The organism is Streptomyces sp. NBC_01244, from assembly GCF_035987325.1.
In the GTDB taxonomy this organism is placed as follows: domain Bacteria; phylum Actinomycetota; class Actinomycetes; order Streptomycetales; family Streptomycetaceae; genus Streptomyces.
The window spans coordinates 7,838,431-7,854,622 of the sequence record NZ_CP108488.1 but is presented as its reverse complement, the minus strand read 5'-3'; the positions used below and the strand labels follow the sequence as shown (position 1 = coordinate 7,854,622).

The window sequence follows — 16,192 nt, the reverse complement described above, 5'->3', positions numbered from 1 at the left end:
ACCAATCTGGGAGTGGGAAGAATGAGCGGGATGCAGTTCGGCATCTTCACCGTGGGCGACCTGACCGAGGACCCCACGACGGGCACGACGCAAACCGAGCACGACCGCATCAAGGCCATGGTCACCATCGCCCTCCACGCGGAGCAGGCCGGTCTCGACGTGTTCGCCACCGGTGAGCACCACAACCCGCCGTTCGTCCCCTCCTCACCGACCACGATGCTCGGGTGGATCGCCGCCCGGACCCAGAAGCTCCTGCTGTCGACGTCCACGACCCTGATCACCACCAACGACCCGGTGAAGATCGCCGAGGACTACGCGATGCTCCAGCACCTGGCCGACGGCCGCGTGGACCTGATGATGGGGCGCGGCAACACCGGGCCGGTGTACCCGTGGTTCGGCAAGGACATCCGCGACGGCATCGACCTGGCGCTGGAGAACTACGAGCTGCTGCACCAGCTGTGGCGCCGGGAGTCGGTGGACTGGGAGGGCAAGTTCCGCACGCCGCTCCAGTCGTTCACCTCGACGCCGCGCCCGCTGGACGGCGTACCGCCCTTCGTCTGGCACGGCTCGATCCGTTCCCCGGAGATCGCCGAACAGGCCGCGTTCTACGGAGACGGGTTCTTCCACAACAACATCTTCTGGCCCAAGGAGCACACCGAGAAGATGGTCCGGCTCTACCGCCGCCGCTACGCCCACTACGGCCACGGCACCGAGGAACAGGCGATCGTCGGCCTCGGCGGCCACGTGTTCATGCGCACCAACAGCCAGGACGCCGTCCGCGAGTTCCGCCCGTACTTCGACCGGGCCCCGGTCTACGGCCACGGCCCGTCCCTGGAGGACTTCTCGCGCGAAACACCGCTCACCGTCGGATCGCCCCAGCAGGCCATCGAGCGGACGCTGTCCTTCCGCGACTACGCGGGTGACTACCAGCGCCAGCTCTTCCTCGTGGACCACGCCGGGCTGCCGCTGAAGACCGTACTGGAGCAGATCGACATCCTCGGCGAACAGGTCGTACCGGTCCTGCGCAAGGAGTTCGCGATCGGCCGGCCCGCGGGAGTCCCCGATGCGCCCACGCACGCCGCCCGCGTCGCGACCCGCGACGCCAAGGCTCCCCTCACACGCTGATCACCCGGGCGACCGCGTCCAGGGCGTCACGCGAGGCTCTCGTCACCCCCTTCGAGGAGAGGCCGGCGGGCCTGTACGAGCGGTGACGTCCGCATGTGAGCCGCCGACCAGCCCGTGCGGGAGTCAGCCGAACGCCGGGATGATGTCCGAGCCGTACGCGTCGATGGTCGCTTCCCTCGCGTCGTGCATGTCGTAGACGGCGAACTGGTCGACGCCGAGGTCGCGCAGGGCCCTCAGCTTCTCGATGTGGGCCTCGGCCGGGCCCAGCAGGCAGAAGCGGTCGACGATCTCGTCCGGGACGAAGTCCGCCGACGGGTTCCCGGTGCGGCCGTGGTGGCTGTAGTCGTAGCCCTGCCGGGATTTGACGTACTCGGTGAGCTCATCCGGGACCATCCCGGAGTGTTCGCCGTAGCGCGAGACCAGGTCGGCCACGTGGTTGCCGACCATCCCGCCGAACCAGCGGCACTGGTCGCGGGCGTGGGCCAGGTCGTCGCCGACGTACGCCGGAGCCGCCACGCAGATGGTGATCGCGTCCGGGTCCCGGCCCGCGGCGACGGCGGCGTCCCGGACCGCCTTGATCATCCACTCGGTGAGGAAGGGGTCGGCGAGCTGGAGGATGAACCCGTCCGCCTTCTGTCCGGCCAGGGCCAGCGCCTTCGGCCCGTACGCCGCCATCCACACCGGCAGCTTCCCGTCCTTGATCCACGGGATCCGCAGCGCGTTGCCGTCGACCTCTGCCTCACGCCCCTCCGCCAGGTCACGGATCACGTCGATGGCCGCCCCGAGCCGGGCCAGGGTGTTCGGCGCCCGGCCCGCCACCCGCATGGCCGAGTCGCCGCGGCCGATCCCGCAGACGGTGCGGTTTCCGTACATGTCGTTGAGGGTGGCGAAGGTGGAGGCGGTCACCTCCCAGGTGCGGGTGCCCGGGTTGGTGACCATCGGGCCGACGTGCATCCGCTGGGTGTTGGCGAGGATCTGGCTGTAGATGACGAACGGCTCCTGCCAGAGGACCGCCGAGTCGAAGGTCCAGCCGTAGCGGAAGCCGTTGCGTTCGGCCCGCTTCATGAGGCTCACGACCTGGGAGGCGGGCGGGTCGGTCTGGAGGACGAGGCCGAAGTCCATGCGGGGACTCTCCTTACAGGTACTGACAGGTGGAGCGGTGGATGAAGGCCCCGTGGCCGGCGCGGCCCGTGAACTCGCGCCGGTCGATGACGAGTTCGCCCCGGGACAGGACCGTGTCGACGCGTCCGGTGATCCGCTTGCCCTCGTACGCCGAGTAGTCCACGTTCATGTGGTGCGTCTCGGCGGAGATGACCTGCTCGGCGTGCGGATCGTAGAGGACGATGTCGGCGTCGGAGCCCGGCGCGATCGTGCCCTTCTGCGGGTAGAGGCCGAACATCCGGGCCGGGGTCGCGCAGGCGATCTCGATCCAGCGGCGGCGGCTGATGTGCCCGTCCAGGACCGCCTGGTGGAGGAGGTCCATGCGGTTCTCCACCCCCGGGAGACCGTTGGGGATCTTCGAGAAGTCGCCGCGGCCCAGCTCCTTCTGGCCGCGGAAGCAGAACGGGCAGTGGTCGGTGGAGACCACCTGGAGGTCGTTGGTCCGCAGGCCCCGCCACAGTGCCGCCTGGTGCTCGCGCGGTCGCAGCGGGGTGGAGCAGACGTACTTGGCGCCCTGGAAGTCCGGCTCCTCCAGGTTGTCGGTGGACAGGAACAGGTACTGCGGACAGGTCTCGCCGAAGACCGGCAGCCCCTTGTCCCGGGCCGCCGCCAGCTCCGCGACCGCCTCCTCCGCCGAGACGTGCACGACGTAGAGGGGCGCGCCGGCGACCCGGGCGAGCTGGATGGCGCGGTGGGTGGCCTCGGCTTCGAGGAGGACCTTGCGGACCTCGCCGTGGTGGCGGGGGTCGGTCTCCCCGCGGGCCAGGGCCTGTTCGACGAGGACGTCGATCGCGATGCCGTTCTCGGCGTGCATCATGATCAGTCCGCCGTTGCCCGAGGCCCGCTGCATCGCGCGCAGGATCTGCCCGTCGTCGCTGTAGAAGACCCCGGGGTACGCCATGAACAGCTTGAAGGAGGTGACCCCCTCCCCCACCAGGTGGTCCATCTCCTTCAGGGTCCGCTCGTTGACGTCCGAGAGGATCATGTGGAAGGCGTAGTCGACGGCGCATTTGCCGTCGGCCTTGTCGTACCAGGTGTCCAGGCCCTCGCGCAGGGCGTGGCCCGGCGTCTGGACGGCGAAGTCCACGATGGTGGTGGTGCCGCCCCAGGCGGCGGCCCGGGTGCCGGTCTCGAAGGTGTCGGAGGCCGCCGTGCCGCCGAAGGGCAGCTCCATGTGGGTGTGGGCGTCGACCCCGCCGGGGATGACGTACTTCCCGCTCGCGTCGATCGTCCGGTCGGCCGTCCAGGTTTCGGCGGCCGCCGTGCCGTGTGCCGCGAGCGCGGCGACCCGGCCGTCCTCGATCAGCACGTCGGCGTGGAGCTCGTCGGATGCGGTGATGACGAGCCCGCCGCGGATGAGGGTGCGGATGCTCATGTACGTCTCCCCCGGTGTCAGTCGATGCTTCTGAGGGCCTCGGCGAGGATCTCGGCGCCCTCTTCCGCCTCGGCGACGGTGAGGGAGAGCGGCGGCGCGATGCGCAGCACGCTGGTGTTGTGGCCGCCGCCCTTGCCGAGCAGCAGGCCGCCGGCCCGGGCTGCCTCCAGTACGGCGGCGGCCGCGTCCGGGTCGGCCTGGTCGGTGCCGGGTTTCGTCAGCTCCAGGCCGGCCATCAGGCCCCGGCCGCGTACTTCCCGTACGGCGGGCACGGTCGCGGCGATGGCCCGCAGCCGCTCCAGGAGCAGGCCGCCGACGCGGCGGGCGTTGCCCTGGAGGTCGTGTTCGAGGAGGTAGGCGAGGTTGGCGACGCCGGCGGCCATGGTGACCGGTGAACCGCCGAAGGTGGAGATGGAGTTGGAGTCGAGGCAGTTCATCACCTCGGCGCGGGCCACGACTCCGCCGATGGACATGCCGTTGCCGATGCCCTTGGCGAAGGTGATGATGTCCGGCGGGCCGTTCTGGGCGTGGGCCTGCCAGCCCCAGAAGTGCTCGCCGGTACGCCCCCAGCCGGTCTGCACCTCGTCGCTGATCCAGAGGATGCCGTGCCGGTCGAGGACCTCGCGGAAGGACCCGTAGAGCCCGTCGGGCGGTGAGGTGAACCCGCCCACGCCCTGCACCGGTTCGGCGATGAGCGCGGCGACCCCGCCGCGCGCCTGGCCGAGTACGTCTTCCAGGTCGGCGACGGCCGCGGCGGTGAAGGCGGTGTCGTCGAGGTGGGCGAAGGGGCCGCGGGTGCGGACCGCGCCGTGGACGTAGTACGTCTGGAGCGGCGAGAGGCTGGTCGGGGACCAGCCGCGGTTGCCGGTGATCGAGACGGTGGAGAAGGACCGGCCGTGGTAGCTGTTGCGCATCGCCAGGATCTGGTTGGAGCGGCGGTACGTCGTCGCGAGCAGCAGGGCGGTGTCGTTGGCCTCGGTGCCGGAGGTGGTGAAGAAGACCCGGGCGTCGGGGATGCCGGACAACGCCGAGACGCGCTCGGCCAGTTCGATCATCGGGCGGTTGAGGTAGAGGGTGGAGGAGTGGATGATCCGCCCGGCCTGTTCGGAGACGGCCTTGGTGACCTCGGGCAGGGCGTGGGCGGTCATCGTGGTGAGGATGCCGCCGAAGAAGTCCAGGTAGCGGTTGCCGTCCGCGTCCCAGACGTGGCGGCCCTCGCCGTGGGTGAGTTCGATGGGGCGGTCGTAGTAGAGCGCGAGCCAGTCGGGCAGGGCGGAGCGGTGCCGGCTGTGCAGGGGGATCGGGTTGGTCACGGCTGTACGAGTCCTCCGTAGGCGTCGGGGCGGCGGTCGCGGTAGAAGGCCCACTGGTCGCGGACCTCCTTGATGAGGTCGAAGTCGAGGTCGCGGACGAGGAGTTCCTCTTCCTTGTCGCTGGCGACCTCCCCGACGAACTGCCCGCGCGGATCGACGAAGTAGCTGGTGCCGTAGAAGTCGTTGTCGCCGTACTCCTCCTGGCCGACGCGGTTGATGGCGGCGACGAAGTACTCGTTGGCCACGGCGGAGGCGGGCTGCTCCAGCTGCCACAGGTACCCGGACAGGCCGCGGGAGGTGGCGGAGGGGTTGTATACCAACTGGGCTCCGGCCAGCCCCAGTTCGCGCCAGCCCTCCGGGAAGTGCCGGTCGTAGCAGATGTAGACGCCGATCCGGCCGACGGCGGTGTCGAAGACGGGGAATCCGAGGTTTCCCGGGCGGAAGTAGTACTTCTCCCAGAAACCCCTGACCTGGGGAATGTGGTGCTTGCGGTACTTGCCGAGGTAGCTGCCGTCGGCGTCGATGACCGCGGCGGTGTTGTAGTAGAAGCCCTCGGACTCCAGCTCGAAGACCGGTACGACGATCACCATGCCGGTCTCGCGGGCGAGGTCCTGCATCCGCCGGACGGTGGGGCCGTCGGGGACGGCCTCGGCCCAGCGGTAGTGCTCGGGCTCCTGGACCTGGCAGAAGTAGGGGGCGTTGAAGACTTCCTGGAAGCCGATGATCTGCGCACCCTGGGCGGCGGCCCGGCGGGCGTGCTCCTCGTGTTTGGCGATCATCGACTCGGTGTCTCCGGTCCAGGTGGCCTGGACGAGTGCGGCGCGGACGACTTGGGCCATGAGCTGCTCCTCGCGACGGGTACGCCGGCTTCTACGCACGTAGAGGGTGTACGACGGCTGCGCGTAGGGAGTTGAAGGTAGGCCTCGGCCAGGCCCGGGGCAAGACCGCCTTGCGCGGTTGGAGTAGTCGATCAGCAAACGCAGGAGTTACGCCGCCTGCTGATCGTTTCCGGTCAGGCGACGGGCAGATTCGCGACTCGAAGGGCATGCAACAGGTCACGGTGGTGGGCCCCCGAGAGGGCTTCGGCAGCGCGGAGCAGCCGGGGCGCGAACCACTGGGGGTCCCGGCGGGCGAGCCGGGCCGATTCCTCGGCGGTGCGGACCCGGACGAAGGCGGCGAGCAGCGCGTCGGCCTCCCGGGCGTGACCCGCGGTCCCGAGCACGAGGGCGATCTCGGCGATCTCCGCGGCCGGGCGGGCCGCGCCCTGGCGCAGCAGCGCGTCGCGGTCGGCCGGCCCGAGCGCGGCGGCGGCAGCGGCGAACCGGGCGGGCGGCAGCGAGGCCGCCTCCCAGAGCAGGGTGGCCCAGTCCGCGGCCAGGCCGGCCCGCCGCAGCCCCTCCCCCAGCCGGACCAGCCCTTCGGCGGGCCCGGCGGCGGCCTCGCAGAGCAGCCCGTGCGCCTCCCCGCTCCGCCCCTGCCCCCGCAGGGCCACGAGCCCCTCCACGAAGCCACCGGGAGCCCCGGCCCACTGCGCGGGCGCGCCGTGCGGGGCCCCTCCGGGGGTGGAGCCCGGGGCGGAGCCGGGCCACTCGGTGGCGTCTGCGGGCCGGCCGTCGGCGCGGGTACGGTCCGGCCACGGGGTGGGCTCGCCCTGCGGGTGGGGCCTGGACCCCGGGTCGGGGGCGGGGGGCCCGCCGGGCGCGGACGCGTGTCCCCTGCTCCAGGCCGGGCTGCCGGGCGGGCCGCCGACCCGGCCGGTTGATCCGGACTCACCGCCCGGCCGGCCGGAAGCCGGGCTCCAGGCCGCCTCGGCCGACGCAGCCCCCGCCGGGCGGGCGGGCCGCCCGAAGCGGGCGCCGCGCAGGGGAGTGGCGGATGACGGCTGCCCGGGGGGCATGGTGACGGCCTCGGCTTCGGGCGCCGCCGCACCCGCGTACCGGGCCCCGCCGCTGCGCCGCGCACCGCGCAGCCACCGCCCCTCGGCCCGCCCGACCGGCTCCCCCGCCGCTTCCGGCACCGGGCCCGGCATCACGTCCGGGGTCCCGCCCGGCATCACGCCCGGGGTCGGACCCGGGGCATCCGCGGGCGCCCCGGCCCACGCCGCATCCCGGGACGCCGCCGGCGCCCCCTCCCGGTTCCCTTCCCGCGGCCCCGGCCACGCCGCGCCCGGCGATGTCGCGGCGCGCTGTGCGGGCACCCCGTTCAGGGGCTCCGGCCGCGCCGGCGAAGGGTGTTCGGGCCGGTGGGCCGGCGGGTGGCCGGTGCCCGGGGCCACCGCCTCCAGGCGGGCCGTCAGGTCCTCGTGGCGGGCGGTCGCACGGAAGTCGTCGTCCCGGGTCCAGGAGAGTTCCCGGGACAGGGCCTCGGCCTCCGCCGGGTCCGTCGTTTCCGCCAGCCGCGCCGACAGTGCGCGCAGGGCCGCCCGGGCCCGGGCCCGCTGCTCGGCGGCCGAGGCGAGCAGGGTGCGCAGTTCCTCGACCCCGCCCGGCAGCCGGTCCCAGACGCCGACGGCCGCGGCCCGCAGTCCGGCCGCGTACTGCGCCTCCCGTACGAGCGCCCCGGGGGCCGCCGATGCCGCCAAGTCTCCGAGCAGTGATTCCAGTACGTCCCACGGAGGCATCGCGGCTCCGTCCAGGCAGGCCCGCATCCCCTCCGGGTCGCGCCGCAGGAACTCCCCGTACCAGCCTGTCCCGGGATCCAGTCGCTGCGTCAATCCCCGCATGTATCCGGAGAGTTGACCGATCACCTGCGAAGTCGCGGTCTCCATCCCCGCATTGGACCCCACCCGTGTTACGGGCGGGCTACAGGAGTCTCAAAGCTTGACGGCGGGCGGGGCAAAGGTGACCGCGATCGCGGTGTGCGGGCGCTCGCGCCGGACCACGGCGGCCGGTACGTCCAGCATCCAGAACTGCCACGTGTACTTGCGCGTCATCAGCTTCCGGACCCGCTTCAGCCCCGCCGCGTCCAGCAGCCGCGCCTCACCCTCGGTCACGGCGGCCCCGTCGGCCACCCGTCCGCGTACGTCACAGGCCACGACGGTGACCCGCGCGTCGTTGCGGATCCGCTTCACCTTCCACGCGTCGTCGCGCGTCCACACGTACAGCTCGCCGGCATCGGCCACGGCCCACACCGGCGTGGCCACCGCCGTGCCGTCCTTGCGGAAGGTGGTGAGACTGACGTACCTCGCTCGGCCCAGTTCCTCGATCGTCATGCGCCCGACCCTACGCGGCCCGCCGGCGGAAACGACCCGTCAACAGGAGCGGGCCGTCAGCGGGAGGTGACGGCCCGCTCCAGCAGGCTCCGCAGCACGCTCTGCTCCTCCGGGGCGAGCCCGGACACCGGCGAGTCCACGGAGAGCAGATCGAGGAGCCGGGTGCGCAGGGCGGCGCCCTCGGGCGTGAGGACGAGCTGCTTGGCGCGGCGGTCGGTGGGGTGCGGGTGCCGCTCGATCAGGCTCTGCTTCTCCAGCTTGTCGACGACGAAGGTGGCGTTGGAGGGCTCACAGCTCATGCGCTCGGCGAGCTCCCGCATGGTCATCGGACCGCTCATCTCGCGCAGCGCGGTCGCCTGGGACGCGGTGAGGCCCAGGGTGGCGGCGCGCTCCCGTACGTGCTCGGCGATCCGGTGGGCCAGCCCGTCCACCAGCCCGCACAGCTGCCGCTCGGCGATGACCTGGTGCTGGGGAGGGATCGTCATGGCGCCAGTTTAGCAAGTCCATCAAGCCAGAATAATTACAACTTGAATGATTCAAGTTTGATGCTTATGGTTGGCCTCGCCGCCCCGGCAGGCCGGTCCGCGGCGATCTGACGACCATTCACAAGGGAGCCCTCATGCCCGACTTGACGACGGCGCGCGACGAACGACTGCACCGGCCCGCGGGGATCCGCTCGCTGTGGCTGGGCGATACGAAGGTCTCCTACGTGCCGGACGGCGACGTACGGCTCCGCCCGCTGTCACTGCTCCCGGACACCACCGACGAGGTGTGGGCCGCCCACCCGGAGTACCTGGACGCCACGGGCCACCTCGTGGCGAGCGTCGGCGGACTGCTGGTGGAGCGCGGCGACCGGGCACTGCTGATCGACGCCGGCTTCGGCCCGCAGACGCTCCGGGCGCCGGACGGACCCGTCGGCGTGATCCACGGAGGCGCGCTCCCCGACAGCCTGGCCGCACTCGGCCGCGCCCCCGGGGACATCGAAGCGGTGGCCTTCACCCACCTCCACTCCGACCACATCGGCTGGGCCGTCCACCCTTCCCCCGACGACGAGCCGCCCCTCTTCCCCCGCGCCGAGTACCTGATCGCCGAGCCCGAGTGGGACCGGCTCGACCTCCTGGCGGCCGAGGGCACCACCGAGCGGGTCGCCGCCCTCGCGCCGCGCGTGCGCACCCTCGCGGACGGGCAGGAGGTCTTCCCCGGGGTGCGCGTGCGCATCACCCCCGGTCACACCGTCGGGCACGCCGAGTACGTCATCACCGGGGGCGGCCGGCGCCTGATCGCCTTCGGCGACGCTGTGCACTCGCCGATCCAGATCGACCACCCCGACTGGTCCTCGGCCTTCGACCACGACCTCGCCCGGACCGCCGTCCACCGCCGCCGGCTGGTCGCCGAACTCGCGGAGCCGGACACCATCGGCTTCTGCGTCCACTTCGCCGACGTGGTGTTCGGGCACGTCAGGCAGGACGGGGACGGCCCGGCCTGGCACCCCGTGGACGCCTGACCCCGTGGGCGCCCGACCCCGTGGACGCCTCGCCCGTAACGCCCGGCCGGCCCCGCCGGGTCCTAGCCGACCGGAGCCGGGGCCGCCATCGGCGCCACCGCCTCCCCGTGGGTGAGGGTCTCCCACGCCACGAACAGGTCGTCCGTCCCGGCCGGCCGCGTCTTCCCGACCAGCTCGCGGGTGTACGGAAGTTTCGCGCCCGCCCGCACCGCATAGTGCTGGAGCGCCACTTCCAGGTCGGGGCCCATCGTGCGCTCCAGCTTGCCGCCGCAGAGCCACCCGGGGGCCTCTTCCCCCAGCTGGTACTTCGAGTGGAACTCCAGCGCCGCCCGGAGCCGCTCGCCCTGCTCCCCGTACAGGTCGACGCCCTGGTGCCAGGCCGTCTCCGCGATGTGCGCGGACGCCGCGAGCGCGTAGCCGACGTGCATCAGGTTGCGGCAGGTCTCCTGGGCGATGCCGTCGACGTAGGTCCCCTGGCCGAACCAGTACGACGCGACCTTGTCCGGCGAGTCGATGCCGGTGCGCGGCGGGGCCAGCGGGTGCGCGCCGTCCCGCTTGAGGTAGAAGTACGCCGGGACGCGCTCCCGGAACCGCTCCAGGGACTCCTTGAAGACGGCCCGGTCTTCCAGGAAGACGGAGATGCTCAGGGCGGCGTCGGTCATGGCCAGTTCCCAGTTGCCGTTGTACGCCGGCACCTGCGCGCGGACGGCCGGGAGGTAGGCGGTGCGCAGCATCTCCTTGAAGCGGGCGACCCGTCCGTCCCCCCAACTCGGGTAGTCGGCGTGGACGATTTCGGCGGCGCGCGCCCAAGTAGAGCCGGACCAGGCGGCCTGGAGGCCCGCGTTGTCCTCGGCGTGACGTTTCATCACGGCCGACCAGCCGTCCATGATCTGCACGGCCTTGCGGGCGTGGGAGGCCTTGCCGTTGACCGACCACAGCAGGGCGTGGGTGTACGCGGCGATCGCGTCCCGCCGTTCGTCGAGGCAGGACTGCGGGCCCGAGTCGAAGAGGCAGGGCACCACGTCGGCGGGGTGCGCCTCGTAGTCGAGGGAGGCGTAGCGGCTCTTGAGGAGCGCCTGGTACGCCGAGTTCCACGGCTCCTTGCCGGCCGCGACCATCTGCTGCGCGTGCTGGAGCCGGGTGTGGCTGACGACGACGCCCGGGTGGCGGAAGACCACGTCGCCCGGGTCCTTGGCGTGGGCTCGGCCTTCGGGGGCGGCGCACGCCGCGAGCAGCAGGCCGCCCGCGAGGAGGGCGCCCACGAGTCCGAGGCCGAGTCGCTTGGATGCGGATGCGTTCATGTCTGACACGCCTTCACGCTTGCCCCGCGCCCCGGTCCCCTCACCGCCGATTGGGCCGTTCGGCCGCCGGGCCCGCCCTAACGGCACGCCGGAGGGCGGGCCCGGCGGCCGAACGGCCGCGGCCCGCCCGCTGCCCCGGACCTCACACGGGCACGAGGGCGCAACTCCGCATCACTTCGTCCAGGGACAGCCCCAGGGCCCCGGCGAGGGCGGCGACGGTGAAGAAGGCCGGGGTCGGGGCCCGGCCGGTCTCGATCTTGCGGAGGGTCTCGGCGGAGAGCCCGGCGCTGGCCGCGACCTCGACCATGCTGCGGCCACCGCGGGCCGTGCGCAACAGGGCGCCCAGCCGCTCGCCGCGCTCGCGCTCTTCGGGGGTGAGGGGGGTACGGACCATGACGTCATCCTACCCCGGAAACCAATAAGTATCCCGTTACAGTTATACCGGTATAGTTATTGGCATGGTGGAACTGAAGACAGAACGATCGATCGACCAGATGCGCGCCGCCGGCCGCGTGGTCGCGCACGCCCTCGCCGCCGTCCGGGACCGGGCCGCCGTGGGGGTGTCCCTGCTGGAGCTCGACCTGGTCGCACGCGAAGTGCTCCGCGAGGCGGGTGCCGCCTCGCCCTTCCTCGGCTACCGGCCGCGGTTCGCGCCGGTCCCCTTCCCCGCCGTCATCTGCGCCTCCGTCAACGACGCGATCGTGCACGGCATCCCGAACGACTACCGGCTGCTCGACGGCGACCTGGTCAGCATCGACTGCGGCGCGAAACTGGCCGGCTGGGTCGGCGACGCGGCCGTCAGCTTCACCGTGGGCCGGGCCCGCCCCGCCGACCTGCGGCTCATCGCAACCTCCGAGGCGGCCCTCGCGGCGGGCATCGCCGCCGCCCGGCCCGGCAACCGCGTCGGCGACATCGCCCACGCCATCGGCAGCGTCTGCCGCGCCGCCGGGTACGGCATCCCCGACGGCTTCGGCGGCCACGGCGTCGGACGCTCCATGCACGAGGAGCCGGGCGTGCCCAACGAGGGCCCGGCCGGGCAGGGTACGAAGCTGCGCGCCGGCATGGTGATCGCGATCGAGCCGATGCTGATCGCGGGCGGCACGGACGACTACGCCTGCGACGCCGACGGCTGGACCCTGCGGACCGTCGACGGCACCCGCGCCGCGCACTCCGAGCACACGGTCGCGATCACCGCCGCCGGTCCGAGGATCCTCACCGCCCTGTAGGCCTCACCGTGGTGCCGCCGCGGGCCTCACCGAGGTGCCGCCCCGGTCTACCGCCCCCCGCTCGGGTGCACCACCATCGCCGAGCCGCCGCCCCGCCGGGTCGTCTCGGCCGCGGCCCGCCACCGCCCGTCGGGCAGTCGCTGGACCCCGGTGGCCGCGCCGATCTCCGGGTTCTGCCGGAAGCCCTGCCCGAGGGCCTCCAGCTCGGCGCGGACCGGGCTGTTCCACAGGCCCGGCTCCAGCTCGGTGGTGGTCTGGTTGCGCTGGCTGGCCCGCGGCGCGGCGATGGCCTCGACCAGCGGCAGCCCGCGGTCCAGGTGCCCCGTCAGGGTCTGGAGCACCGTGGTGATGATGGTCGCCCCTCCCGGGGAGCCCAGCGCCAGCACCGGGCGTCCGTGCTCCAGCACGATGGTCGGGGACATCGACGAGCGCGGCCGCTTGCCCGGGCCCGGCAGGTTGGGGTCGGGGACGCCGGATGCGGCCGGGGCGAAGGAGAAGTCCGTCAGCTCGTTGTTGAGCAGGAAGCCGCGCCCCGGGACGGTGATGGCGCTGCCGCCGGTGGACTCGATGGTCAGCGTGTAGGAGACCACGTTGCCCCAGCGGTCGGCGACGGTCAGGTGCGTGGTGTTCTCCCCCTCGAACGTGGTCGGGGCGGCCTGCCCGCCGCCGCCGCAGGCGACCGGGTTGCGGGGATCGCCCGGAGCCAGCGGGCTGGTCAGCGCCTCGGCCGGGTCGATGAGGCAGCCGCGCGTGTCCGCGTACTGCTGCGAGAGCAGTTCCTTCGTGGGCACGTCCTCGGCGGCCGGGTCGCCGACCCACCGGCCCCGGTCGGCGAAGGAGATCCGGGAGGACTCGATGAACCGGTGCAGGTACTGGGCTTCGGTGAGCGAGCCGAGGTCGGTGCGCTCCAGGATGTTCAGCGCCTCGCCGACGGTGGTGCCGCCGGAGGAGGACGGGGCCATGCTGTAGACGTCCAGGCCGCGGTAGCCGACCCGGGTCGGGTCCTGCCGCTTGGTCGCGTACGCGCGCAGGTCCCCGGTGGTCAGATCGCCGGAGCGGACCACGCGGGTGGCATCCGGGTCCACCGGGGGCGTGCGCACCGCCCGGACGATGTCCTCGGCCAGCGGACCCCGGTAGAGCGCGCCGGCGCCCTTGCGGCCGAGCTCGGCGTAAGTGGCGGCCAGATCGGGGTTCTTGAAGGTGGAGCCGACCACCGGGAGGGCCCCGCCGGGCAGGAAGAGCTTCCTCGTGTCGGGGAAGTCCCGGAACCGGGCCTCGTTGAGCGCGGTCTGGGCCCGGAAGGTGGAGTCCACGGCGAAGCCCTCGCGGGCCAGCTTCTCGGCGGGCTTGAGGAGGTGGCCGAGCGAACGGGTGCCCCAGGACTCCAGCGCGCTCTGCCAGGTCGCCGGGGTGCCGGGAACTCCGACGCCGCGGCCGCTGGTCTGGCCCTCGGCGAAGGGGATGGGCAGGCCGTTCTCCTGGAACAGCGCGGCGGTGGCCGTCGCCGGGGCGGTCTCGCGGCCGTCGATGGTGCGCACCCGGCCCGACCGGGCGTCGTAGTACACGAAGTAGCCGCCCCCGCCGATGCCGGCGGAGTACGGCTCGGTGACCCCCAGTGCGGCGGCCGTCGCCACGGCGGCGTCCACGGCGTTGCCTCCGGAGCGCAGGACGGCGATGCCGACGGCGCTGGCGTCGGCGTCGACGCTGGCGACGGCCCCGCCGTAGCCGGTGGCGACCGGGACCTTCGGCGGGGCGGCGCTCTGCGACGGCGGGGCGTCCGCCCCGGTCGAGACGAGCGCCCCGGCGAGCGCGATGAGCGCTAACTGACGTGCGGCGGGACCACGCATTCGGTTCCTCCAGTCGACTGCCTGTCAGACCTTCGAGCGGCAGCGTAACTTCCGCGCACCCACCGCGTCATGGCGGCGGCGAGAGACTACGATCCGCCGCATGAATGACGACGTCCGCAACATCGTGCTCGGGGTGATAGCCACTGCCTTCAGCGGCGGGTTCGGCTGGTCCACCCGGACCTACCTGTGGCGCCGCGCGCTGCGCCGCAAGCAGGCCTTCTTCGGCCTGCCGACCGGCTCCGACTGCCTGTTCGTGGTCAACCGGCATATGAGCGGCTCCGATGCTTCGGTGCACCGCAAGGACGCCTTCGCCCTGCTGGAGATCGCCGGGCTGATCAAGGACTGCGGGGCGAACCTCCAGATCGTCACCCATGACGGGGCGCGCCAGGGATTCGGCGAACGAGCCGAGTTCTGTGTCGGCGGGCCGGTCTCCAATGCCCGCACGGCGGCGCACCTGACCTCCATGCTGCCGGGAGTGCGGTTCGACGACAGCCGTGAGCGCAGCCCGGAGCGGGGTGCGCTCAGCCTCGGAGGGGAGACGTACCGCTGGCAGGAGGGCATGGTCGAACACGTCCTGCTGGCCCGGCTGACGGCCGGCGCGGGAACGCGACCGGTGTTCCTCATGGCGGGCCAGACCGCCAACAGCAATCACGCCGCCGCCCGTTACCTCGCCCGACACCACAAGTCGCTGGCCCGCACCTACGGCCAGGACTCCTTCTGCATCCTGCTGAAGGTGATCAACTCGAATGCCTACGGCCCGGACGTGACCGAGCTGATCGCCGATGTCACCCGGCCGGCCCGGACACCCGCAGCGGCAGCCGCGTGATCCCGTTGATGAAGTTCGACACCAACCGGCGCGGCGGGCCGGCCAGTTCCGGTACCGGCATGGCGGCGGCCCACTCCTCGTAGAGGACGCGGAGCTGGAGCCGGGCGAAGTGCGCGCCGAGGCACACGTGCGGGCCGTCGCCGAAGGAGACGTGCGGGTTGGGGGCGCGGCCCAGATCGAGGCGGCCGGGGTCGGTGAAGACGCGCTCGTCGTGGTTGGCGGATGCGTGGAAGACCACCACCTTGTCGCCGGCCCGGATCGGCTGCCCGGCGAGCTCGGTGTCGGCGGCGGCGGTGCGGCGAAAGCTCAGCACCGGCGGGTGGACGCGCAGGAGTTCCTCGACGGCCCGGTCCAACGGGGCCCGGCCGTCGGCGAGTCCGGCGTAGGCGTCCGGGTCGCGGGCCAGGGCGAGCAGGCCGCCGGGCGCGGCGCTGCGCACGGTGTCGTTGCCCGCGACGGTGAGCAGGAAGAAGTACATCTCCAGCTCCGCGTCCTCCAGTCCGGCGAGCGCGAGGGCGGTCATCACGTCGTCGCCGGGGTGGGCCCTTTTGTGGGCGGCCAGTTCGCGGGCGTACGCGAACATCTCCCCCAGCAGCGCCGGCGAGCGCGGGTTCAGCGGCTTCCCGTCCGGGCCGGGAAGCGGGGCCGGGGCATCCCCCGCACCCTCGGGATCCTGATATCCGATGATCCGTACGGTCCACTCCAGGAGCAGCCCCCGGTCCGCGGCCGGGACGCCCAGCAGGTCGGTGAGGTTCAGCAGCGCGTACTCGTCGGTGACGGTGCGCACCAGGTCGGCGGCCCCGTCCTCGGCGCCGTCGCGGGCGGCGCGCAGCAGCGTACGGGCCCGGCCGCGGACCCGGGCGGCGAAGGCGTCGACGCGGGCCGGGGTGAAGGCGCGGGCCACGGTCCGGCGCAGGGTGCCGTGCTCCGGGGGATCCTGGTTGAGCATGGTGCGCCGCAGGAAGGGCAGGTCGGCCGGGTCGGGGTCGCGGATCTGGGTGGCGCCCAGGTGCGAGGAGTACGTGCGGTGGTCGCGCAGCACCCGGACCACGTCGGCGTGCCGGGTGACGGCCCAGAAGCCGGGGCCGGCGGGCCAGCCGAGCACCTCCGGCTCGCTCTGCCAGGCCACCGGGCGGTGGTCGCGCAGCAGCCGGTAGCGCTCGTACGGGACGCCTTCGGCGTAGAGGCGCGGGTCGAAGACGTCGGGGGTGTCCGAGGCCCGTTCCCTGACATGGTCCATGGGGCACACGGTGGGGTCCCGACGGCCGCGCCGCAAGGGGGCGCAAGGGACCTCAGCGCAAGG

15 protein-coding genes are annotated in these 16,192 nt (G+C 72.7%); 4 read left to right on the top strand and 11 right to left on the bottom strand.

What is annotated here, in order from left to right:
- Window positions 1-30 precede the first annotated feature (30 nt).
- Complete coding sequence (locus OG247_RS34950) at window positions 31-1,125, top strand: LLM class flavin-dependent oxidoreductase (RefSeq protein WP_327257741.1); 1,095 nt, start codon at window positions 31-33, stop codon at window positions 1,123-1,125.
- 123 nt (window positions 1,126-1,248) lie between these two features.
- Here OG247_RS34950 and OG247_RS34945 read toward each other — a convergent pair whose 3' ends face one another.
- The 7 genes from OG247_RS34945 to OG247_RS34915 form a co-directional block, all read right to left on the bottom strand.
- Window positions 1,249-2,247, bottom strand: a complete 999-nt coding sequence (locus tag OG247_RS34945; protein WP_327255964.1) for a TIGR03842 family LLM class F420-dependent oxidoreductase — start codon at window positions 2,245-2,247, stop codon at window positions 1,249-1,251.
- 13 nt (window positions 2,248-2,260) lie between these two features.
- Window positions 2,261-3,661 carry a dihydropyrimidinase gene (gene hydA, locus OG247_RS34940; RefSeq protein ID WP_327255963.1) on the bottom strand — a complete coding sequence of 467 codons (1,401 nt, stop codon included), beginning with the start codon at window positions 3,659-3,661 and terminating at the stop codon, window positions 2,261-2,263.
- A 17-nt stretch (window positions 3,662-3,678) separates the two neighbouring features.
- Window positions 3,679-4,974: an aspartate aminotransferase family protein gene (locus tag OG247_RS34935; protein ID WP_327255962.1), complete on the bottom strand. Its 1,296-nt coding sequence runs from the start codon at window positions 4,972-4,974 to the stop codon at window positions 3,679-3,681.
- Window positions 4,971-5,813 carry a nitrilase-related carbon-nitrogen hydrolase gene (locus OG247_RS34930; protein WP_327255961.1) on the bottom strand — a complete coding sequence of 281 codons (843 nt, stop codon included), beginning with the start codon at window positions 5,811-5,813 and terminating at the stop codon, window positions 4,971-4,973. The genes OG247_RS34935 and OG247_RS34930 overlap by 4 nt, the downstream gene beginning before the upstream one ends.
- A gap of 173 nt (window positions 5,814-5,986) precedes the next feature.
- Window positions 5,987-7,741, bottom strand: a complete 1,755-nt coding sequence (locus OG247_RS34925) for a hypothetical protein (RefSeq protein ID WP_327255960.1) — start codon at window positions 7,739-7,741, stop codon at window positions 5,987-5,989.
- A 45-nt stretch (window positions 7,742-7,786) separates the two neighbouring features.
- On the bottom strand, window positions 7,787-8,185 hold the full coding sequence (locus tag OG247_RS34920; RefSeq protein WP_327255959.1) for a PPOX class F420-dependent oxidoreductase: 399 nt from the start codon (window positions 8,183-8,185) through the stop codon (window positions 7,787-7,789).
- A 56-nt stretch (window positions 8,186-8,241) separates the two neighbouring features.
- Entirely contained in the window at window positions 8,242-8,670 is a 429-nt protein-coding gene (locus OG247_RS34915) for a MarR family winged helix-turn-helix transcriptional regulator (RefSeq protein WP_327255958.1), read from the bottom strand.
- A gap of 134 nt (window positions 8,671-8,804) precedes the next feature.
- Between OG247_RS34915 and OG247_RS34910 the strand changes: the two genes are divergently transcribed.
- Window positions 8,805-9,689, top strand: a complete 885-nt coding sequence (locus OG247_RS34910; protein ID WP_327255957.1) for an MBL fold metallo-hydrolase — start codon at window positions 8,805-8,807, stop codon at window positions 9,687-9,689.
- Between the two features lie 62 nt (window positions 9,690-9,751).
- Here the strand turns inward: OG247_RS34910 and OG247_RS34905 are convergent, their stop codons facing one another.
- Both OG247_RS34905 and OG247_RS34900 read right to left on the bottom strand, forming a co-directional pair.
- Window positions 9,752-10,990: an alginate lyase family protein gene (locus OG247_RS34905; RefSeq protein ID WP_327255956.1), complete on the bottom strand. Its 1,239-nt coding sequence runs from the start codon at window positions 10,988-10,990 to the stop codon at window positions 9,752-9,754.
- 142 nt (window positions 10,991-11,132) lie between these two features.
- Window positions 11,133-11,384, bottom strand: a complete 252-nt coding sequence (locus tag OG247_RS34900; RefSeq protein ID WP_327255955.1) for a helix-turn-helix domain-containing protein — start codon at window positions 11,382-11,384, stop codon at window positions 11,133-11,135.
- 64 nt (window positions 11,385-11,448) lie between these two features.
- On the opposite strand from OG247_RS34900, the gene map reads away from it, so the two are divergent.
- Window positions 11,449-12,216 (top strand): type I methionyl aminopeptidase, encoded by a 768-nt coding sequence (gene map, locus OG247_RS34895; protein ID WP_327255954.1) that lies wholly within the window; start codon window positions 11,449-11,451, stop codon window positions 12,214-12,216.
- 47 nt (window positions 12,217-12,263) lie between these two features.
- Here map and ggt read toward each other — a convergent pair whose 3' ends face one another.
- The gene (ggt, locus tag OG247_RS34890) at window positions 12,264-14,063 is read right to left on the bottom strand and encodes a gamma-glutamyltransferase (RefSeq protein ID WP_327255953.1); all 1,800 of its coding nucleotides are present in this window, start codon (window positions 14,061-14,063) and stop codon (window positions 12,264-12,266) included.
- A gap of 100 nt (window positions 14,064-14,163) precedes the next feature.
- On the opposite strand from ggt, the gene OG247_RS34885 reads away from it, so the two are divergent.
- Complete coding sequence (locus OG247_RS34885; protein WP_327255952.1) at window positions 14,164-14,889, top strand: hypothetical protein; 726 nt, start codon at window positions 14,164-14,166, stop codon at window positions 14,887-14,889.
- Here the strand turns inward: OG247_RS34885 and OG247_RS34880 are convergent.
- On the bottom strand, window positions 14,849-16,129 hold the full coding sequence (locus OG247_RS34880) for a cytochrome P450 (RefSeq protein ID WP_327255951.1): 1,281 nt from the start codon (window positions 16,127-16,129) through the stop codon (window positions 14,849-14,851). The genes OG247_RS34885 and OG247_RS34880 overlap by 41 nt on opposite strands.
- Between the last annotated feature and the right edge of the window lie 63 nt (window positions 16,130-16,192).